Origin of the sequence: Nitrobacter sp. 62-23, assembly GCF_001897285.1 — a bacterium.
Classification (GTDB): Bacteria; Pseudomonadota; Alphaproteobacteria; order Rhizobiales; family Xanthobacteraceae; genus Nitrobacter.
Window position 1 is genome coordinate 1 of sequence record NZ_MKSM01000020.1, and the last position, 18,243, is coordinate 18,243.

Below are 18,243 nucleotides of genomic sequence, written 5' to 3' on the forward strand. Positions count from 1 at the left end.
GGTAGTCCGGATGACATTCCATCTGGAGGACGAGTACCATGAGTGTCAAAACAGGCTGGATTATCGGAGGCGCGATCGTCGCGCTGTTGGTCATTCTTTCCTACGTCTACACTGGGAACGGCCAGCATTCGGCGAATATCCCAACGCAGACGCAGCCGCAGTGATGAAGAACTGTGTGCGGCTATTCCAGCACTAAGCCGCCCCCCCAACAGCGCCAAGGCCAGCAGAAACAGCCATGGCGCAAACTCGTTAGTGCGATCGCAGAGGGAGCGCTCCGTGCAAAGCCGCGAACTCGCGACAGGCCGCGGCAGGATCGTTCACGACCAATGGCTGCCGGCGGGCTACGATAAACGCGGGGTCTCCGCGCTACCCGCTTCGTGCGGCAGAGGGCATCTAAAAACCCTTCAGAACGCCTTCCATCGTGACAGGAATGCAACAGCTTCGGAAATGAGTGCGTTTTCAAAATGATGCGAGTGGGAAATAACGTAGCCTGTTTTTTGAACCGCCTCCCTTAAATTCATTCTAAATCATTGAGTTTGCGCAGGAAGTATTCCGCCGCTATTGGCCATCGGCAGGGATGGCTGGCGCCCGATCGGCTCGCCGCAATCTGAAGCGGGCAATTATTGATGTCCTGGGACCTTCACACGTTATTCGTGCGGCACTCGAAGGAGATCGCGAACGCGCTTCGCCGACGAGGGGTCAGCCCGGACAACGCGGCCGACCTGACCCAGGAAGCCTTCCTGAGGCTGCTCGCGGCGGGCCGGCCAGACCAGGCGAAATGCGACAACCCGCGCGCGTTTCTTTTCCGCGCATCCCGCAATCTGCACATCGATCAGATACGGCGTGAGCGGCAGGCGCGGCGGGTTGCCCTGACGGATGCCGAGTTCGAGGCTATTCCGGACGACATGCCGTCGCCCGAAACAACGGTGTTTGACCGGCAGCGGCTCGCGATTTCAACCGCCGCTTTGCAGGAATTGCCTGAACGGACACGTCGCGCCTTCGAGATGCACCATCTTGGCGAAAAGGGCATCGCAGCCGTGGCTCAAGAACTGGGCGTGTCCACCACGCGGGCCTGGGTCTTGATCCGCGGCGCCTACCGTCATGTCCGCGACCGCCTCCGCGAGGCGGAGGGCTAGAACCTTTCCGCTTCTGATGGAATCAGAAGCGAACCAATAGCCACTTCGCTTGAAAACGCTCTAATATCCTGATTCCGAAGTTCGCACGTCCTTCCAGCAACCCTGATCCGGCCCATAAAAAAAGCCGCCCCGAACAGGCGGCGCAGGGGAAAAACGCCGCGCCTCCTTCGTATGACTTGATGTAGGGATGTGGAGCGCCGGCACCCGGCTGGCGCAGCCCGAAGGCGTGTTCATGACCGACGACATGTCCGAAGAGGATCGCCTGTTCATAGAAGCCACGGATCTGATGATCCGGCTGAAGAACGATCCCGAAAACCCCATTCCGCGCAGGATGATCCGGGAGTGGCGCGCAAGAAGCCCGGAGCACGAAAGCACCTGGGCCGAAGTCGCGGAAATTCACGGCATGATGATCAAGATCATCACCGATGAGCGTGAAGCCGGGAAAAAGGCGGCGGAGGGCATCACGCGGCGCTCGCTTGTCATTGCCGGACTTGTGGGCGCCGGTGCGGCGGCGAGCTATCTGACGCTGCCGCGCCTGCTGATCGATGCGAGAGCGGATTTCACCACCGGCACGGGGCAAATCCGTGATGTCACCCTGGCTGATGGAAGTGTCGCCACGATGGGGCCGGACAGCGCGATGGCCGTGCGGTTCGACGAGGAGCAGCGGTTTATCCGTCTGCTTCAGGGCATGGCGTTTTTTGACGTGACAAGCGACCAGAAGCGGCCATTTCGCGTCGGCATCGGCGGGTTGGTGACAACCGCACTCGGCACCGCGTTCGAGGTCAGCGATGGAGCCGGCTATCTGTCGGTCTCGGTCGATCGCGGCACGGTGGAAGTCACCTCCATGGCAGCCGACATCGAAGCGACCCGCCTGTCGGCCGGCCAGTGGCTGGCCTTCGACGAGCGTCGGCGAATGAGCCAGCACGGCACGCGGGAGGCGAGCCAGATTGCGGCGTGGCGCGCCGGGCAGCTTTTCGCCGAGGATGAGCCAGTCTCGTCGCTGATCGCCAAGATCAGCCGCTGGCAGCCGGGCCGCACCGTCGTGGTCGATCCCGGACTTGGCACGCAGCGCGTCAGCGGCGTGTTCGACCTTGTCGATCCGCCTCGCGCGTTCCGGGCGCTCGTCCATCCATTCGGCGGTCGCGTCCGGACGGTCGGCTCCTATCTCACGGTGATCTCACCGATCTAGTGGAGTGAATTTGACATTCGCTACCCACTTTGCAGCGAACTTGTCAGGCGAATGTCAAATTCAAAACTCCACTAGAAACCTGATAGTTACTAGTGGTCCTTTGATTCTAACATTTGCAAGAACTCCCTGCGGCAACGGGATGCAAATGTTAGAATCGGACCACTAGAATTTCCAAACCGACCCGCGGGCTTGCTTTTCGGGTAAGCCCCCACCCTACCCTCTCTGCCAGCGGGAGGCAGATAAAGGGAGAGGATGGACTGCCGGATCAACTCCGGCCACGACGACTTTCAAACCCGAAAAAATTTTCGGCGAGGATGGGAAAACACCGAAGCCCCGTTCGTATGCACAAATAGGGGGGCGCGTTCCGGCAGCCCTGTTGAAGCATTCAGGGGTTGCTTTGTCATGGGGCTGAAGTTTCGGAATGTCCGCGCAGCGGCTTTTCTGCTGGCATCGACAGCGATGATATGCGGATCGTTCGCGTTGTCGCCGTCGGCGAGCGCGCAGACGGCGCAAGCATCATATGCGATCCCCGGCGGCTCCCTGAATCGTGTGTTGGCGGAATTCGGCCGCCAGAGCGGTCTCCAGATCGTTTATGTCCCTGCGATCGCGACAGGCAAGTCGTCTCCCGGCATCAACGGCGTCGCGTCGCCCGCGCAAGCGCTTGCGAGAATCCTTCAAGGCACCGGACTTACCTACTCGTTCCCGGATTCGCGAACCGTTTCGATCGCGGCGGCGTCCACTTCTGCCGGCGGAGCGAGTGTCGCGGGCGCGATCTCGCTCGACACCATCGACGTGCAGGGCGCATCGACGAGCGACCCCGGCATGACCGAGGGCACCGGCTCCTACACGCCGAGCGTGACGGCGACTGCAACCGGCCTTCAACTCAGCCCGCGCGAGACGCCGCAGTCGATCAGCGTGGTGACGCGGCAGCAGATGAACGACTTCAGCTTAAAGTCGATCAATGAAGTCGTCGATCATACGCCAGGGCTCAGCACCGTGAATGCCGGCAGCGTGATCACCTATTTCTATGCCCGTGGCTTCCCCATCGAGAGTTTTCAGTATGACGGGATGCCGGGCTCTTATACATCCGGCTACGCGGCCACCGAAACTCAAACGGACATGGCGATCTACGATCGCGTTGAAGTTCTCAAGGGCGCGACGGGCCTTATGACAGGCGTCGGTGATCCCGGCGCGACCATCAACATGATCCGCAAGAAGCCGACCCGCGCCTTTCAGGGCCACACCACGCTCAGCGCCGGCTCATGGGAGGACTATCGCGGTGAACTCGACGTCAGCGGTCCGCTGAACGAAAGCGGTACCGTGCGCGGCCGTTTCGTCACCGCCCATCAGGACAGGGGATCTTATCTCGATCATTATCATCACAAGAGTTCGGTATTTTACGGGATCGTCGAGGCGGACCTGACGCCGGACACGCTTTTGACTGTCGGCGCGGACTATCAGCGGAATGTTCCGAAAGGCTCCACGTCCGGAATGATTCCGCTGTTCAACAGCCTCGGCGAGTTCAATGAAGTGCCGCGCTCGTTCAACCCCGGCGCGCGCTGGAGCAGTTGGGCGGAGCACGCCTATAACGTCTTCACGACGCTGGAGCATCGCTTCGACAATGACTGGCGGGTCAAGCTGCGCCTCAATCGCCAGATCAGGGGCTATGATTCTACGGTAGCCTCCGCCTCCGGCGGCGCTCCGAACCCGCTGGACGGCACCGGCGTGAGGCTGTGGCGGTATAACTTCATCGGCGAAACCCGGAACGATGCCGCGGACCTTTCCGCTTCGGGGCCGTTGTGGCTGTTCGACCGCAAGCACGAACTCGTCGTCGGCGGCCGCATTTCGAGGCGTGATTGGACGAGCGATAGTTTCGACGTGGACCCGACAGGACCGGGAGCCAGCAATATCGTTTCTGATTTCTACAACTGGACCGGGAACATTCCTCAACCGAGATTGCTGCCGGTCCCGACCTCCACCAACAGACAAATCGACGATGAAAGCGGATTCTACGCGGCCACGCGGCTTCAGGTGCACGACAGGCTGAAGGTGCTGCTGGGCGGGCGCGTCGCCAACTACGAATCGCGGCAACACTTCTGGGGGAACGACGATCACTTCAAAAAGTCCGGCTTCATTGTACCCTACTATGGAGCCATCCTCGACCTCACGGATGTTCTGTCCGCCTACGCCAGCTATACCGGCATATTCAAACCTCAGGCAGCGCAGAACGAACAGGGCGCGACGCTCCCGCCGCTAGAAGGCACGAACGCGGAAGTGGGGCTCAAGTCCGCCTTCTTCGATGGGCGCCTCAATGCCAGCGCGGCGTACTTTCAGGTCAAGCAGGACAATTATCCGATCGCGACCGGCGGCTTAACGCCGACCGGATCGCCGGCCTACCGTCCCGCGGACGGTGTCATGACCAAGGGCTTTGAACTGGAAATCTCCGGCCAGCTCTCGCCACAGTGGCAGCTCCAGGCCGGGTTCACCCACAATGTCTCGCGGCAGGATAATGAGAGAGTCTCCACGCTCACGCCGGCGAACCAGTTTACGTTCTACACCACCTACAAGCTCGACGGCACGCTCGACGGCCTGACGATAGGCGGAGGTGCGCGCTGGATGGACAAGACCTGGGAAAATACTACTAATCCGGTTTATGGGAGGGTGATGTTCACAGCGCCGAGCTACTGGGTGGTGGACGCGATGGCGAGCTACAAGTTCAACGACAATCTGTCGGCCACGCTCAACATCAGGAACCTGCTGGATAACAAATACTATACGTTCTATGGCTGGTACACCGGCTACGCATGGGGAGCGCCGCGCAGCGTGCTTCTCAGCATGACCTACAAGTTCTGAGGACCAAGTTCTGAGGACCCACTGGTTCGCCGCGCTCAACGTGCGGTGCCGGTCATCAAGAAAAACGCTCAAACAATAATCCTGCGCCATGGGTGTCGTCACCTGCTGTCGACGACGGCAGCAAGAGAGCAACAGCCAACGATTGGGCACAGGATTGTCCCGATTCATTTGCAACGCATCATCCGAGCGCAAGCCCGCCGCCTTTCCCCTGTACAAATAGTCGCAGAGCGGTCATAGTCCGCGCTTGGCCCGAAGGGAGATAAGTTAACAAGACAACACGCGAGGGAGGGAATGTAATGAGCGAACGCGACCATTCAAATCGATTGATCGGGGGCATTGTCATTCTCGCTGCAGTGTTCTTCGGCAGCGTGGGTTTGGTATGGAGTTCCGGGGCCCCGCTTCCGTCGAAAGCGCTGGCAGACGTTCCACCGAAACCGAAAGCGGCAGTCGTCTCCGCGGATCAGGTCGCCGGGCTTGACAAGCGCATGGTCGCGCTTGAGGCCAAGATAAAAGATCCGCCAACGTTCGATGCCTCGCAGATCGAGGCACAGATCAAGGGGCTGGAGTCCCAGCTCGCGAGCATACACACGCAGTTGGGGACATTCAGGGCAGCGGATTTCGACGCTCTCAAGACCAAAATAGATAGCGCCGGGACAAATCCCAAGGCCGCCAAGGCGACAATAGACACCCTTCAGGCGGACGTTGGAAACCTGCGCGCGCGTTTCGATCAGCTTTCGCAGCAGGTTGCTTCTGCGGCAACGTCTGACACCAAGCCAAGCTCGCATAAATCGCACTCGAAGTCGAAATAGGGCGGCGACCGCGCGGCCGGGCTTCGCCGCAAAGTCATCGCAGCGATTTCAGACTACTCACATCCAAAGCAACTCCAGCAAAAACGCCCAGCGATTTTGCTGGAGTTTGCGTCAAACACAGAGAACGAGCATTGGCGGCGATTTCTGTCTTCGCCGGACATGCTCCGGAATCTTCATGCTTCTGATTCCATCGGAAGCGGCCCTCGCATGTTGACGCCGGATTAAAACGGCTCCGCGTGATCATGGCCGCCTCAGTGCGTTGGGCCGCCCAAAAGGTAACCCTGATCGGTCTATGGAGTCGGTGGAACTTTCACCGCAACCACGTAGGTCCGGATGGTCATCCGACGTCGCCGCCATGATCAGCGGCCGCGCGGCGCTCCGCCGTGCGTCGTCATGGCACTTGCTCATGGCACTCGCTACCGCCGCTTTCCATTCTTGAACGGGTTCCTCGCGCTGGTGTCGCATTGACGCGCGCGCGCCCTTTTTGACATAATGACGGCGGGACAAGACAACATTCCGGTTGTGAGCGGATCACCATGAAAAATGGGCTGTATTCGGTTCATGTCGCCTTGCTTGACGGGCGTGTGGGCAAGGGCAGCGGCGTCGTGATGTTCCGCGACGGCAAGATCCACGGTGGCGACGCCTATCTGTTCTATACCGGCAGCTATATCACGAAAAAAGACGGCACGTTCAGGGGAGAGGTTCTGATCCAGCGCCACACGCCGAGCCCCGACGGAAATGTATTGTTCGGCGGCGATGAACCCGTGGGCGTCGGCGTGACCGGCACATTCACGGATACCACCGGCACGGTGAACGGCACGGCGCTGGTCGGAAAGGCCAGCCAGATTTTTCAGGCAACGCTGCGCAAGCTCGCCGATACGGATTGACGCTGCGACACCCTCAATTTTGAGGACCGACGGCCCGTCGCGTGGGACCTCGTTGCGAACCGGGTGATGGCGTCGGCCATACCCGGTTCGGGCTGCTACTCCGCCGCCAGTTCCATTGGAGCGACGCGCGGCAAGACAATGTGAACTCGCGTGCCCTTCCCCGATCCCGAGTCGAGATCGAGGCGTCCGCCAAGACGGTTCGTCACGATGTTGTAGACGATGTGCAGACCAAGGCCGGTGCCACCCTGATCGCGGCGCGTCGTGAAGAACGGATCGAATGCCTTGCGGCGAACATCCGGACTCATGCCGCAACCGTCGTCGGAGAACAGGATCTCGACCTTGTTCTGGCTGACTCCCCGTACATTGATATCGACCGCGCCACCCTCGCCGTCCGGAAAGGCATGCGCCAGCGAGTTGAGGAAAAGATTTGTCAGCACCTGACCGTAAGGGCCGGGATAGCTGTCCATCATGAGGTTGGGTTCGCAATCGACCGTCAGCGTCACATTCTGCTTGCGCAGACCTGGGCGCAGACTCATGACCACCTGCTCGGTGAGTTCGCCGAGATCGAAAATCCGCTTGTCCGAATAGTTGCGGTCGGCGGCAACCTGCTTGAATGACTGGACCAGTTCAGCGGCGCGATTGAGATTGGCGACAAGCTGCGACGCAGCATCGCGATTGGTCTCGACAAAATCGTTCAGACTCGATCGTCTCAAATCTCCGCGTTTCACTTCCGAGGCGAACGCCGCGATCTTGCGCTCCAGGGACGAAGCCACTGTCAGGCTAATGCCGATCGGATTGTTGACTTCGTGAGCGACGCCCGCCACGAGACGGCCGAGTGCAGCGAGCTTCTCCGCCTCGATCAGCGAGTTCTGGGTTTCGCGCAGGTTGCGCAGCGCCGCCTCGGCGGCATCCTTGGCGCGCCGCATTTCCTGCTCGCCGCGTTTGCGATCACCGATATCAAGCGCAACCGTGACGATGTTTTCGATACGACCGTCGGCGCCGCGGATCGGCAGCTTGTTGACGAGCCATTGCCGCATCACGCCGGACGAATCTTCATACTCCTCCTCGTAGAAGCCGAGTTCCTTGCCGCTCTCAAGAACCCGCTTGTCGCTCTCCTCGGTTTTCGCCGCCCCGTATCGCGACATCAGATCGCTCGTCGTTCGGCCGATCGCCTCAGCAGGTTCGATCCCGAAGACGCCCGCCATGTAGCGGTTCATCAGCACGTAACGCAAATCGGCGTTCTTGACATTGATCACCGCCGGCACGGTGTCGACGACAAGTTGCAGCAAGCGCCGTCCTTCTGCGATCGCCTCTTCGGCGCGCCGCTGGTCGGTAATGTCACGAACCACACCCTCATAGCGGACGATGAAGCCGTTTTCATCGCGCACGGCCGCCCCGCTATCAGACAGCCAGCGGACGCTGCCGTCGCGATGGCGAACCTGATACTCGAACTCGCGAACGGTGCCGTCGCGTTCCATCCGGGATTGGTATTCAGCGCGCGCCTGCGGATCGACATAGATCGTCTGCGTTATATCGCCGATGTCGCGGATCAGATCATCCGAGGTGTCATAGCCCATGATCCGCGCCAGCGCGGGATTGGCGTCAAGTAATTGGCCGGCCGGCGTCGTGACGTAAATTCCATCTACCGAGCCTTCGAACAGTTTGCGATAACTCTCCTCGGCTAGACGCTGCTCGGCCAACGCGTGAACGGCAGCTTCCCGCGCCGAGTCGGCTTCAGCCAGCGTCCGGCGAAAGACTTCGGCCGCGCGCGCGATATCTCCGATCTCGTTATCGACCTCGGTCCCTGGGATCGATGCTTGCTTTTCGCCGCCGGCCACCTTCCTGATCGCTCGCGCGATCGCCTTCAGGGGCCGGATCGTGCGTCGCACGACGAACATGGCGGCGAGCAGGCCGGTTATGATTCCCGCGCTACCCAGAACGATGCTCTGCCATTTGGTTTCGGCCAGCGTCCGCGCGAAATCGCGCGACAGCACCCGCTCGCGCTGCGCGCTGAGTTCGCGCAACAATTTCGTGACCTGCCCTATCAGCCGGCCTTCGGCGCCCAGCACGTCCCTGTCGATGTCGGCGATCTGGCGCTCCCGCAGGGATATCGCAATAACGGCGTCGGCATAGGCCTCGACGGCCTCACGTACTACAGGCACGCTGATCGGGATGGCGCGCATTCTTTCCGCCGACTGCTCGGCAGCAGAGGGGTCATGCCCGAGCAGTGCGGCGGCGACGTCGCTCTGAGCGCGAAACAAGGTTCTTGAGGCCGACTGATCGGCGGCCTGCTCGGTCACGGTTTCAAGTTTTTCGCGTAGCAGCGGCAGGGTCTCGACCAGTTTCGCGCGGCTTGCGATCAGGTTGGTCACCCGCGCGATCCCGTCGCGGTAGGCTTCCAGCCGTTTCGTGACGCCGTCGATCATCGCCTGCTGCTCCGGCGCAAGCTCGATACGGGTCTTCTTGAGCACCTCGTTCAGCGATGATGCGGCCCCCCAGACGTCGCCGGACGGCGCGCCCGGATCGGTGACGTAATCTCGCGCCGCGAGGCGCAGCTCGCCCATGCGGCGATCGATTTCCTCCGCAAGGTCGCCGATCTTATCCAGCCGCTGCAACTCGGCGAATGTATTATCGAGATGACGCGTCGCGACGACGTTGGCCACGCTGGTTATCGCAATAATCGCCAGTACCAGCAAAAACCCGCCGAAGGTAATCTGGCCGATCGACAGCGAGGATGACCGCATCCGCTGAAAAAGTGCTCCGAACCTTGATTGCATGACGTTATGGACCGGCCTCCCGACGATCCAATATAGGCTGGATTACGGATTCGGTCGACGTCGGTAGCTGGGCGGATCGCCTATTTATGGTGAAGCTGTTGCCGCACCCGTGTTATTCCGCAGCGATCTGCCGTGGCGCCGGAGAAGTGTCCGTGAGATCGCGCGCCAATTCCGAATGACGGATTTTGGCGTCAGCCGCCGCCTTCTCTTTGACCGGACCATAGCCGCGAATGCGGTCCGGCAGCGACAACAACTCAATTGCACTCTCGATGTTGGCCGGCGAAAGCCTGTCCAGCACGAAGGCGACATCCTTTTCGTAACTCTCGATCAACTCGCGCTCCAGCTTGCGCGCGGCGCTATAGCCGAACATGTCGAAGGCTGTGCCGCGCAAACCTTTCATGCTCGCCAGCAGGCGAAATACCGGCATCATCCGCGACCCGTTATAGGATCTCTTGACGGGACGGCCGAGCGCGTCCTTTTTATTGTCGAACATCGGCGGCGCGAGGTGGAAGCTGATCCTGTAGTCACCTTCGAACTGGTCGCCAAGCTGCTTCTCGAAGCGGCCATCGGTGTAGAGTCGCGCCACCTCATACTCATCCTTGTAGGCCAGCAGCTTCGCGTAATTGACGGCGACCGCCCGCGGCAACGCGTCGCCGTAGCCGCCTCGAGCCGCCGCACTCCTGACCCGATCGACCATGACGCGATATTTTTCCGCAAGCCTTTTATTCTGGTAGTCAGCAAGATAGGCCGAGCGGTGCGCGACAATCTCGTCGAGCGTCATTTGTTCGAGCGTCTTCGCCGCTTTTAGTTCATCCGTCCCCTTCATCATCGTCGCCAGGCGGGCCGCATCGACCACCGCAAGCCGCCCGAGCCGAAACGCCTCGATATTCATCTTGACCGCGACGCCGTTCACCTCGATCGCCTGCTCGATCGCTTCCGCCGTCAACGGCAACAGCCCTTTTTGATAGGCATAGCCCATCATCATCATGTTGGTGGCAATTGAGTCGCCGAGCAATGACTCGGCCGGCGTGGTGAAGTCCATGAAAGTCGCGTCCTTGCATAACGCGGTTTCAAGAGCGCGGCCGACCTTGCCGCTTTGGAAATCGAAATCCCGGTTGAGAACGAAATCCGCGGTCGGAATGAGATGGGTATTGATGACGCCGTGAGTGCGGTCCGACGCACACAGCATCATCGTATCTTTGGCGGCCGCCACGACCTCGTCGGCGGCGATGACGAGATCGGCCGTGCCGGTAACGATCCGCGAACAGGTCACATCCGCAGGATTGCGCGATAGCCGGACATGGCTCAGAACCGCGCCGCCCTTCTGGGCGAGGCCGGACATATCGAGAATCATGCTGGCCTTGCCTTCAATATGCGCGGCCATGCCGAGCAGCGCGCCGATCGTCAGCACGCCGGTGCCGCCGACGCCTCCGACCGCGATATTGTAGGGACGCTCCAGCGACGGCCGCAACGGCGGTTCGGGCAACTCGCCGATCGCGCCGAGATCCGCCGGCGCGCGCTGGCGCAGACGACCGCCGTCGACCGTGACGAACGACGGGCAGAAGCCCTTGAGGCAGGAATAATCCTTGTTGCAGGACGACTGGTTGATGGTGCGCTTGCGCCCCATCTCGGTTTCCAGCGGTTCCACGGAAATGCAGTTCGACTGCACCGAGCAGTCGCCGCAGCCTTCGCAGACGGCCGGATTGATCAGCACGCGGCGCTGCGGATCTTCCATGGTGCCGCGCTTGCGGCGGCGGCGTTTCTCGGCGGCGCAGGTCTGCACGAACACGATCGCCGAGACGCCTTTGGTCTCCCGGCAGGTCTTCATGACCATATCGAGGTCGTCGCGATGCGCGGTTCGGCTTCCCGGCGCGATATCGGCCGCCGGATAAGCATCCGGATTCTCGGACACGAGATAAATATCGCGGACGCCTTCGGCGTGAAGCTGGAAGGTGATCCGCTGCGGCGACAGGTCACCGTCGACATGCTGGCCACCGGTCATGGCGACGGCGTCGTTATAGAGAATCTTGTAGGTGATGTTCGCCTTGGAAGCGACAGCCTGACGGATCGCGAGGCTGCCCGAATGGAAATAGGTGCCGTCACCGAGATTGGCGAAGATGTGCTTCTCATTGGTGAATGGCGCAATTCCGACCCACGGCGCGCCCTCGCCGCCCATGTGGGTGAACGTTTCGGTGTTGCGATCCATCCAGATCGCCATGTAGTGGCAACCGATGCCCGCGGTGGCGCGGCTGCCTTCGGGGACTTTGGTCGAGGTGTTGTGCGGACAGCCCGAGCAGAAATAGGGCACGCGAGCGATGGGGGCCGCTGCCTGCATTTGCGTGGCCTGGCGACCGTTGAACCAGTCGGCCCTGGCGCGCAGCATTTCGGCGATTTCCGGATTGAGGTTCAGACGCAGCAGCCGCTCTGTCAGCGATGTTGCCAGCGACGCGACGCTTAGTTCCTGCGCGAACGGCAGAAACCGCTTGTCGTGATCGTCCATCTTGCCAATGATGCGCGGCCGAACGTCGTCGCGCCAGTTGAACAACTCCTGCTTGACCTGATTTTCAACGATCTCGCGGCGTTCCTCGACGATAAAGATTTCCTCGAGCCCGACGGCGAATTCACGCACGCCCTGCGGCTCCAGCGGCCAGGGCATGCCGATCTTGTAAAGCCGCAATCCGATCCTCGCGGCGACCTGCTCGGTGATCCCGAGTTCGCGCAACGCCTGCCGGATATCTTCGTAGCTTTTTCCCGACGCCATGATGCCGAACCGCGCGTTCGGCGAGTCCATGGTGATGCGATTGATCCTGTTGGCGCGCGCGAACGCGACCGCGGCGAAGCCCTTATGGTCCTGCAAGCGCCTGTCCTGATCGTAGCGATCGTCGGGCCAGCGCAGGTTCAACCCGCCGGGCGGCATCTCGAAATCGGATGGCGTGACAAACGGGGTCAGTTCATCGGCGAGGTCGATCTCGGCGGTGGTTTCCACCGTCTCGGTGATGACCTTCATCCCGACCCAGCAGCCGGAATAGCGCGACATCGCGATGCCGAGCAGTCCCATCTGGATCATTTCATGGATCGATGACGGATAGAGATAGGGCATCAGCGCCGCAATGAATGCGTGGTCCGACTGATGCGGAACGGTAGAGGATTTGGCGCCGTGGTCGTCGCCGGCCAGACACAGCACACCGCCGTGCCTCGCCGAACCCGCGGCGTTGCCGTGCCGGAATACGTCGCCGCAGCGGTCCACGCCCGGCCCTTTGCCGTACCAGATTCCGACCACCCCGTCGTAGGCCGCACCAGGCGAGAGATGGAGTTGTTGCGAACCCCACACCGCAGTCGCCGCGAGATCCTCGTTCACGCCGGGCTGGAATTTGATGTTGTAGCGTTCGAGATGGCTGCGCGCGGCGAAGAGTTGCTGGTCATAGCCGCCGAGCGGCGAGCCCCGATAGCCTGAAATGAAGCCGGCGGTATTGAGGCCGGCGGAGCGGTCGCGCCGGATTTGCGCCATCGGCAAACGAACAAGCGCCTGAAGGCCCGTCGTGAAGATGTGGCCGGTACCTTGGGTGTATTTCTGATCGAGACTGATCGGACCCTGATCGATTCCCATTGCACCCTCTGCTCGTGGCTGCGACGGCATTGCTAGAGTTAGTTATTCCGAGCCTCCACAACCAGTCTTTAACGCTTCCTGAAAGGGAGGATTCACGGAATCCGGCAGCCCGGCCGGGCGTTCAAGGAGCGTAATTTCGTTACGAAAGGATCGCCAGGAATAACAGCTTGTGTCGTCGCGAGACCCTGCTGCGCAAGGACGTGGCGGCCGGGAATCCGGCCCGGATTGCTGCACTCGCAAACGCGATGTGATGAGCCTCAGCCGGAGAACATCGCGTTCAGTTGGCCTGCGGGATAACCTGCACCGAGCCCGTCAAAAGTACCCTTCTCCGCGATCTGCCTGGCCGCACCCAGAAAGCCGCTCCACGCCACACGCGCCAAGGCGCCGCCGACGCTGATGCGGCGAACGCCGAGATCGGCCGCTTCGGCGACGCTCAGCCCCGGCCAGCCGATCAACAGATTGAAAGGTTTCGGGTGAACCGCCTTCACCGCGGCAGCAATGTCGTCTTTCGATTTCAGGCCCGGCGCATAAAGGCAATCGGCTCCCGCGTCCGCGTAGGCCAGCAACCGGTCTATCGTCAGCTTGAGATCGGGGATCCCCCACAGGAAAGCCTCGCAACGTCCCACCAGCAGCACGCCGCTGTGATCGGCATCAATGGCTTTGCGTGCCGCGCGGATGCGTTCGATCGCCAGCGTCCTGTCGTAAAGTGGCTCGTTCTTGTCGCCTGTGGAATCCTCGATCGACAATCCGGCGACGCCCGTCTTCGTGGCGCGTGACACATTGGCTGCGACACCGTCTGGCTCGACAGCGAATCCATTTTCGAAATCAGCGTTGAAGGGAAGATCGACCGCCGCGCACAGCGTGCTCAGATGGTCGCACACATTGTCCAACGTGATGTGGTTGTCGGCCTTGCCGGTCGACCAGGCGAAGCCGGCGCTGGTCGACGCCAGCGCCTTAAAGCCCATGCCCTGCAACGCCCTGGCGCTGCCGACATCCCAGGGGTTGGGGATCACAAAACAGCCGCTTTCGTGAAGTTTGCGGAACGCAGAGCGTTTCTCGGCCGTCGACGGCATTCTGAAGCCTCCTTCCGTCACGTTCATAAGGACCAATGCCCGACGATCGCATATATACCTGCTTTCTCGACGCGAATGCTTCGGTTATGCTACGCTTGAAGCGCGATTCTGGAATTTGTATCCTGATGCGGCAGGAACTCCTGCGAATGTTGAAATCGAGGGACAACTGGCAACTCTCAGGCGTCGCGTGAAGTTTTGAATTTGACGTTCGCCTGCTGCAAGGTTGGCAGCGACGTCGAATTCACTCCGCCAGAATGACAACCTGGCGCGGGAATCCAACGCGCGGCCAATGTTGGGGTTTTGATATGCGCATCGCGGTGGGACTGATTTTTGCAGGCGCGGTTTCATTATGCGCGACGACAGCCGCGTGGTCACAGACGCCGAGGGGAGCGCCGCAACCCGCGCCTGCGGCCGTTCCAACTCCCGCGCCCACGAGCGGACCGAAGGTCGCCTGCAACGGAAACCCCGACGCGCTCGGCATCGCGCGCGTGGTGCAGATTGATACCACCGGCGGTCCGGGATTCGGCTTTGAACATTTCAAGCAGCTCGATTTCCTACGTGACAAGGAAGTGGTGCTGACCTTCGACGATGGTCCATGGCCCGGACATACGCCTGCGGTGCTGAAGGCGCTCGCCGACCAGTGCACCACCGGCATCTTTTTCTCGATCGGCAAGCACGCGACCTACCATCCTGAGATTTTGCGGCAGGTCGCCGCCGCCGGGCACACGGTCGGCGCGCACACGTGGTCGCATGCCAATCTCAACAACAAGAAGCTGTCCGAAGCGCAGCGCAAGGACGAGATCGAGAAGGGATTCAGCGCCGTCAAGTGGGCGCTCGAGGCCGCCCCCGCCCCGTTCTTCCGCTTCCCGGCGTTACAGCACCCGCCGGAGATGGTGACTTACCTCGGCGAGCGCAACATCGCGATCTTCTCCTGCGACGTCGACTCATTCGATTTCAAGTCGCACAAGGCCCAACAGGTGGTCGACAATATCTTCAGGAAACTCGACAAGGTCGGCAAGGGCATCATTCTAATGCATGATTTCCAGAAGCATACCGCCGAGGCGCTGCCGGAGATTCTGCGCCGGTTGAAGGCCGGCGGATACAAGGTCGTGCAGATGAAGGCCAAGGCGCCGGTCGAGACGCTCGCTCAATACGACGACGAACTGAAGAAAGACACCAAGCTGCCGACCGTGAGTTCTCGGCCCGTCAACAGCGTCGTCCAGACGATCTCAGAATAGCGCGCTGCGACCTGGATATGCTTCGCATCGAAGGCTACGTCATCGTATCAGCGGACGGAATGCTCGCCGATGCGAACCATGTGATGCCGCAGGCGCTGAAATTCAAAGGCGACCTTGAATTCTTCACCGCCGGGCTGGATAGCGCGAACCTCGTCGTGCATGGCCGCAATTCGTATGAGGATCAGCCTAACTCACCGCTCCGCAAGCGGATCATATTGACCCGTCGCGTCACGGATATCGCCGCCGATCCCAACAACCCGAAAGCGACTTTGTGGAATCCTGCCGGTGCCTCGTTCGAGGACGCCTGCGATCACGCCGGGGTGCGCGACGGCACGGTCGCGATTATCGGCGGGCCGTCCGTCTTCGAAATGTTTCTCGACCGATACGATACATTCTGGCTGTCCGAGGCTCCCCACGTGACGCTGCCTGGCGGCGAAGGCTGTTTCCCGCCGGTTCCCGGCGAATCTCCGCAATCCGTGCTGACGGCGCATGGGCTGCAACCCCGCGAGACCAGGATACTCGACGCGGCGAACGACGTCCGCGTCACCGCGTGGCGTCGCGGGCCATAGCGTTTGACGCGTTTTCTTCACGCGGACCGGATTCCACTTCGCTCGAAAACGCTCTACAGCAAGGCGAAGACCGTCCGTCCTATTCAACCGAACAAAGCGGGTTGCTGCCGACTCGTGCGTTCCTGCGCCTCCACCACCGCCACGGCCGTCATGTTGAGGATGCCGCGCGCCGTCACCGACGGCGTCAGGATGTGCGCGGGCCGCGCGGGACCGATCAGAATGGGCCCGACCTGCAAGCCGCCGCCAATCACCTTGATCATCTGATAGGCCGCGTTCGCCGCATCGAGATTGGGCAGGATCAGGACGTTGGCGACACCGGTGAGCCGCGAATGCGGCAGGATCAATTGTCGCGCCGATTCCGACAGCGCGGTATCGCCCTGCATTTCTCCGTCGGCCTCGATCTCCGGATGGCGTTCATGGAACAGATTGGCGGCGCGACGCACTTTACACGACGATTCTGTATGGTAGCTGCCGAAATCGGAATGCGACACGAACGCGATCTTCGGCTTGATGTTGAAGCGCTGCACATGCACCGCCGCTCGCGCAGCGATGTCGGCCAGTTCCTCGGCGGACGGGTTCGGACGAACCTGCGTATCCGCAATGAAATAAGCGCCCTTGCTTGTGATCATCAATGACAGCGCGGCGAAATCGCTCGCGCCGGGCATGTATCCGATGATTTCCCGAACGTGGCGAAGGTGCCGCATGTAGCTGCCTTCAACCCCGCACAGCATGGCGTCGGCCTCGCCGCGCACCACAGCAAGCGCGGCGATCACAGTTGCGTTGGTACGGATCGTGGTGCGGGCGACGTCGGGCGTCGCGCCGAAGCGGCCGGCGACGTCGGTATAGGACTGCACGTATGAACGGTAACGAGGATCGTCCTCGGGATTGATGAGGTCGAAATCCCTACCGGCCTTGATCGCGAGGCGCAGACGCCTGATCCGCGTTTCCACCACCGACGGACGACCAACCAGAATCGGACGCGCCAGTCGCTCCTCAAGCACCTGCTGGGTTGCCCGCAGCACCCGCATATCCTCGCCCTCGGCGTAGATCACCCGACAGGGCTGGGTTTTCGCCTGGGTAAACACCGGCTTCATGACGAGGCCGGAGCGGAACGCGAAGCGTTCGAGCCGCCCCTGGTATTCGTCGAAATTCGTAATCGGCCGTGTCGCGACGCCGGACGCCATGGCGGCCTTCGCAACCGCGGGGGCGATACGCAGGATCAGCCGGGGGTCGAACGGACTCGGAATCAGCGAACCCGGTCCAAACCCTTCGGTCTCTCCATCAAACCTGACCGCCGCATCGGACGGCGGCTCACGCGCGAGTCGCGCGATGGCATCGGCGGCGGCGAGCTTCATGTCCTCGTTGATCGCGGTCGCGCCGACGTCAAGAGCACCGCGGAAAATGAAGGGAAAGCACAGGACATTGTTCACCTGATTTGGGAAATCGGAACGACCGGTGCAGATCATGGCATCGGGCCGCACCTTGCGCGCCTCGTCCGGCATGATTTCGGGGGTCGGATTGGCGAGCGCCATCACCAGCGGCTTGTCCGCCATCTGCGCGACCATCTCCGGTTTCAGCACGCCGCCGGCCGAAACCCCGAGAAACACGTCCGCACCCGCGATCACCTCGGCCAGGGTGCGTTTGTCGGTATTCTGAGCGTAGGCCGCCTTCCACCGGTCCATCAAACGTTCGCGGCCCTGGTAGACCAGGCCGTCAATATCGCAGACCCAGATGTTCTTGCGTTGCGCGCCCATCGACACCAAAAGATCGAGGCAGGCGATGGCGGCCGCCCCTGCGCCGGAGGCAACGATCTTGATGTCCGCAAGCGCCTTGCCATTCAGGAGCAGTCCGTTGGTGATGGCGGCTGCGACGATGATCGCGGTGCCGTGCTGATCGTCGTGGAACACCGGAATCTTCATCCGGGCCTTCAACTGCTCCTCGATCTCGAAGCACTCCGGACCCTTGATGTCCTCAAGATTGATCCCGCCGAAAGTCGGCTCCAGCGCCGCAACCGTCTCCACCACGCGCTCGATGGTGTCGGCTGCTATCTCGATATCGAACACGTCGATGCCGGCGAACTTCTTGAACAGGACCGCCTTGCCTTC

At 61.2% G+C, this 18,243-nt stretch carries 12 protein-coding genes; 8 read left to right on the forward strand and 4 right to left on the reverse strand.

Translation table 11 applies throughout. The annotated features are described in order from the left end of the window. Nucleotides 1-38 precede the first annotated feature (38 nt). The 6 genes from BGO16_RS02335 to BGO16_RS02360 all read left to right on the forward strand — a co-directional run bounded on the left by BGO16_RS02335 (nt 39) and on the right by BGO16_RS02360 (nt 6,874). Nucleotides 39-164: a hypothetical protein gene (locus BGO16_RS02335; RefSeq protein ID WP_292616951.1), complete on the forward strand. Its 126-nt coding sequence runs from the start codon at nt 39-41 to the stop codon at nt 162-164. Between the two features lie 462 nt (nt 165-626). After that, nucleotides 627-1,136: a sigma-70 family RNA polymerase sigma factor gene (locus BGO16_RS02340; protein WP_292616954.1), complete on the forward strand. Its 510-nt coding sequence runs from the start codon at nt 627-629 to the stop codon at nt 1,134-1,136. Nucleotides 1,137-1,323: 187 nt separating this feature from the next. Further along, the gene (locus BGO16_RS02345) at nt 1,324-2,325 is read left to right on the forward strand and encodes a FecR domain-containing protein (protein ID WP_292616956.1); all 1,002 of its coding nucleotides are present in this window, start codon (nt 1,324-1,326) and stop codon (nt 2,323-2,325) included. 402 nt (nt 2,326-2,727) lie between these two features. Next, nucleotides 2,728-5,178: a TonB-dependent receptor gene (locus tag BGO16_RS02350; protein WP_292616959.1), complete on the forward strand. Its 2,451-nt coding sequence runs from the start codon at nt 2,728-2,730 to the stop codon at nt 5,176-5,178. A 485-nt stretch (nt 5,179-5,663) separates the two neighbouring features. After that, nucleotides 5,664-5,987, forward strand: coding sequence for a hypothetical protein (locus BGO16_RS02355; RefSeq protein WP_292616962.1), 324 nt, complete (start codon nt 5,664-5,666; stop codon nt 5,985-5,987). Nucleotides 5,988-6,523: 536 nt separating this feature from the next. After that, nucleotides 6,524-6,874 (forward strand): GrlR family regulatory protein, encoded by a 351-nt coding sequence (locus BGO16_RS02360; RefSeq protein WP_292616964.1) that lies wholly within the window; start codon nt 6,524-6,526, stop codon nt 6,872-6,874. 95 nt (nt 6,875-6,969) lie between these two features. On the opposite strand, the gene BGO16_RS02365 is transcribed toward BGO16_RS02360, so the two are convergent. The 3 genes from BGO16_RS02365 to BGO16_RS02375 form a co-directional block, all read right to left on the reverse strand. After that, nucleotides 6,970-9,651, reverse strand: coding sequence for a PAS domain S-box protein (locus BGO16_RS02365; RefSeq protein ID WP_292616966.1), 2,682 nt, complete (start codon nt 9,649-9,651; stop codon nt 6,970-6,972). 112 nt (nt 9,652-9,763) lie between these two features. Continuing rightward, on the reverse strand, nt 9,764-13,258 hold the full coding sequence (locus tag BGO16_RS02370) for an indolepyruvate ferredoxin oxidoreductase family protein (protein ID WP_292616969.1): 3,495 nt from the start codon (nt 13,256-13,258) through the stop codon (nt 9,764-9,766). A 257-nt stretch (nt 13,259-13,515) separates the two neighbouring features. Then, the gene (locus BGO16_RS02375; protein WP_292616971.1) at nt 13,516-14,331 is read right to left on the reverse strand and encodes an isocitrate lyase/phosphoenolpyruvate mutase family protein; all 816 of its coding nucleotides are present in this window, start codon (nt 14,329-14,331) and stop codon (nt 13,516-13,518) included. A 305-nt stretch (nt 14,332-14,636) separates the two neighbouring features. Between BGO16_RS02375 and BGO16_RS02380 the strand changes: the two genes are divergently transcribed. Further along, complete coding sequence (locus BGO16_RS02380; RefSeq protein ID WP_292616973.1) at nt 14,637-15,569, forward strand: polysaccharide deacetylase family protein; 933 nt, start codon at nt 14,637-14,639, stop codon at nt 15,567-15,569. A gap of 17 nt (nt 15,570-15,586) precedes the next feature. Next, the gene (locus BGO16_RS02385) at nt 15,587-16,138 is read left to right on the forward strand and encodes a dihydrofolate reductase (RefSeq protein ID WP_292616975.1); all 552 of its coding nucleotides are present in this window, start codon (nt 15,587-15,589) and stop codon (nt 16,136-16,138) included. Nucleotides 16,139-16,221: 83 nt separating this feature from the next. Here the strand turns inward: BGO16_RS02385 and BGO16_RS02390 are convergent. Further along, the coding region (locus BGO16_RS02390) for an NADP-dependent malic enzyme (RefSeq protein WP_292616977.1) at nt 16,222-18,243 on the reverse strand (2,022 nt) is incomplete at its 5' end.

Coding starts and splice junctions, on each gene's coding strand:
- BGO16_RS02345 (WP_292616956.1), top strand. CDS start 1,324: ATGTGGAGCGCCGGCACCCGGCTGGCGCAGCCCGAAGGCGTGTTCATG.
- BGO16_RS02380 (WP_292616973.1), top strand. CDS start 14,637: ATGCGCATCGCGGTGGGACTGATTTTTGCAGGCGCGGTTTCATTATGC.
- BGO16_RS02340 (WP_292616954.1), top strand. CDS start 627: ATGTCCTGGGACCTTCACACGTTATTCGTGCGGCACTCGAAGGAGATC.
- BGO16_RS02360 (WP_292616964.1), top strand. CDS start 6,524: ATGAAAAATGGGCTGTATTCGGTTCATGTCGCCTTGCTTGACGGGCGT.
- BGO16_RS02370 (WP_292616969.1), bottom strand. CDS start 13,258: ATGGGAATCGATCAGGGTCCGATCAGTCTCGATCAGAAATACACCCAA.
- BGO16_RS02365 (WP_292616966.1), bottom strand. CDS start 9,651: ATGCAATCAAGGTTCGGAGCACTTTTTCAGCGGATGCGGTCATCCTCG.
- BGO16_RS02335 (WP_292616951.1), top strand. CDS start 39: ATGAGTGTCAAAACAGGCTGGATTATCGGAGGCGCGATCGTCGCGCTG.
- BGO16_RS02350 (WP_292616959.1), top strand. CDS start 2,728: ATGGGGCTGAAGTTTCGGAATGTCCGCGCAGCGGCTTTTCTGCTGGCA.
- BGO16_RS02355 (WP_292616962.1), top strand. CDS start 5,664: ATGGTCGCGCTTGAGGCCAAGATAAAAGATCCGCCAACGTTCGATGCC.
- BGO16_RS02375 (WP_292616971.1), bottom strand. CDS start 14,331: ATGCCGTCGACGGCCGAGAAACGCTCTGCGTTCCGCAAACTTCACGAA.
- BGO16_RS02385 (WP_292616975.1), top strand. CDS start 15,587: ATGCTTCGCATCGAAGGCTACGTCATCGTATCAGCGGACGGAATGCTC.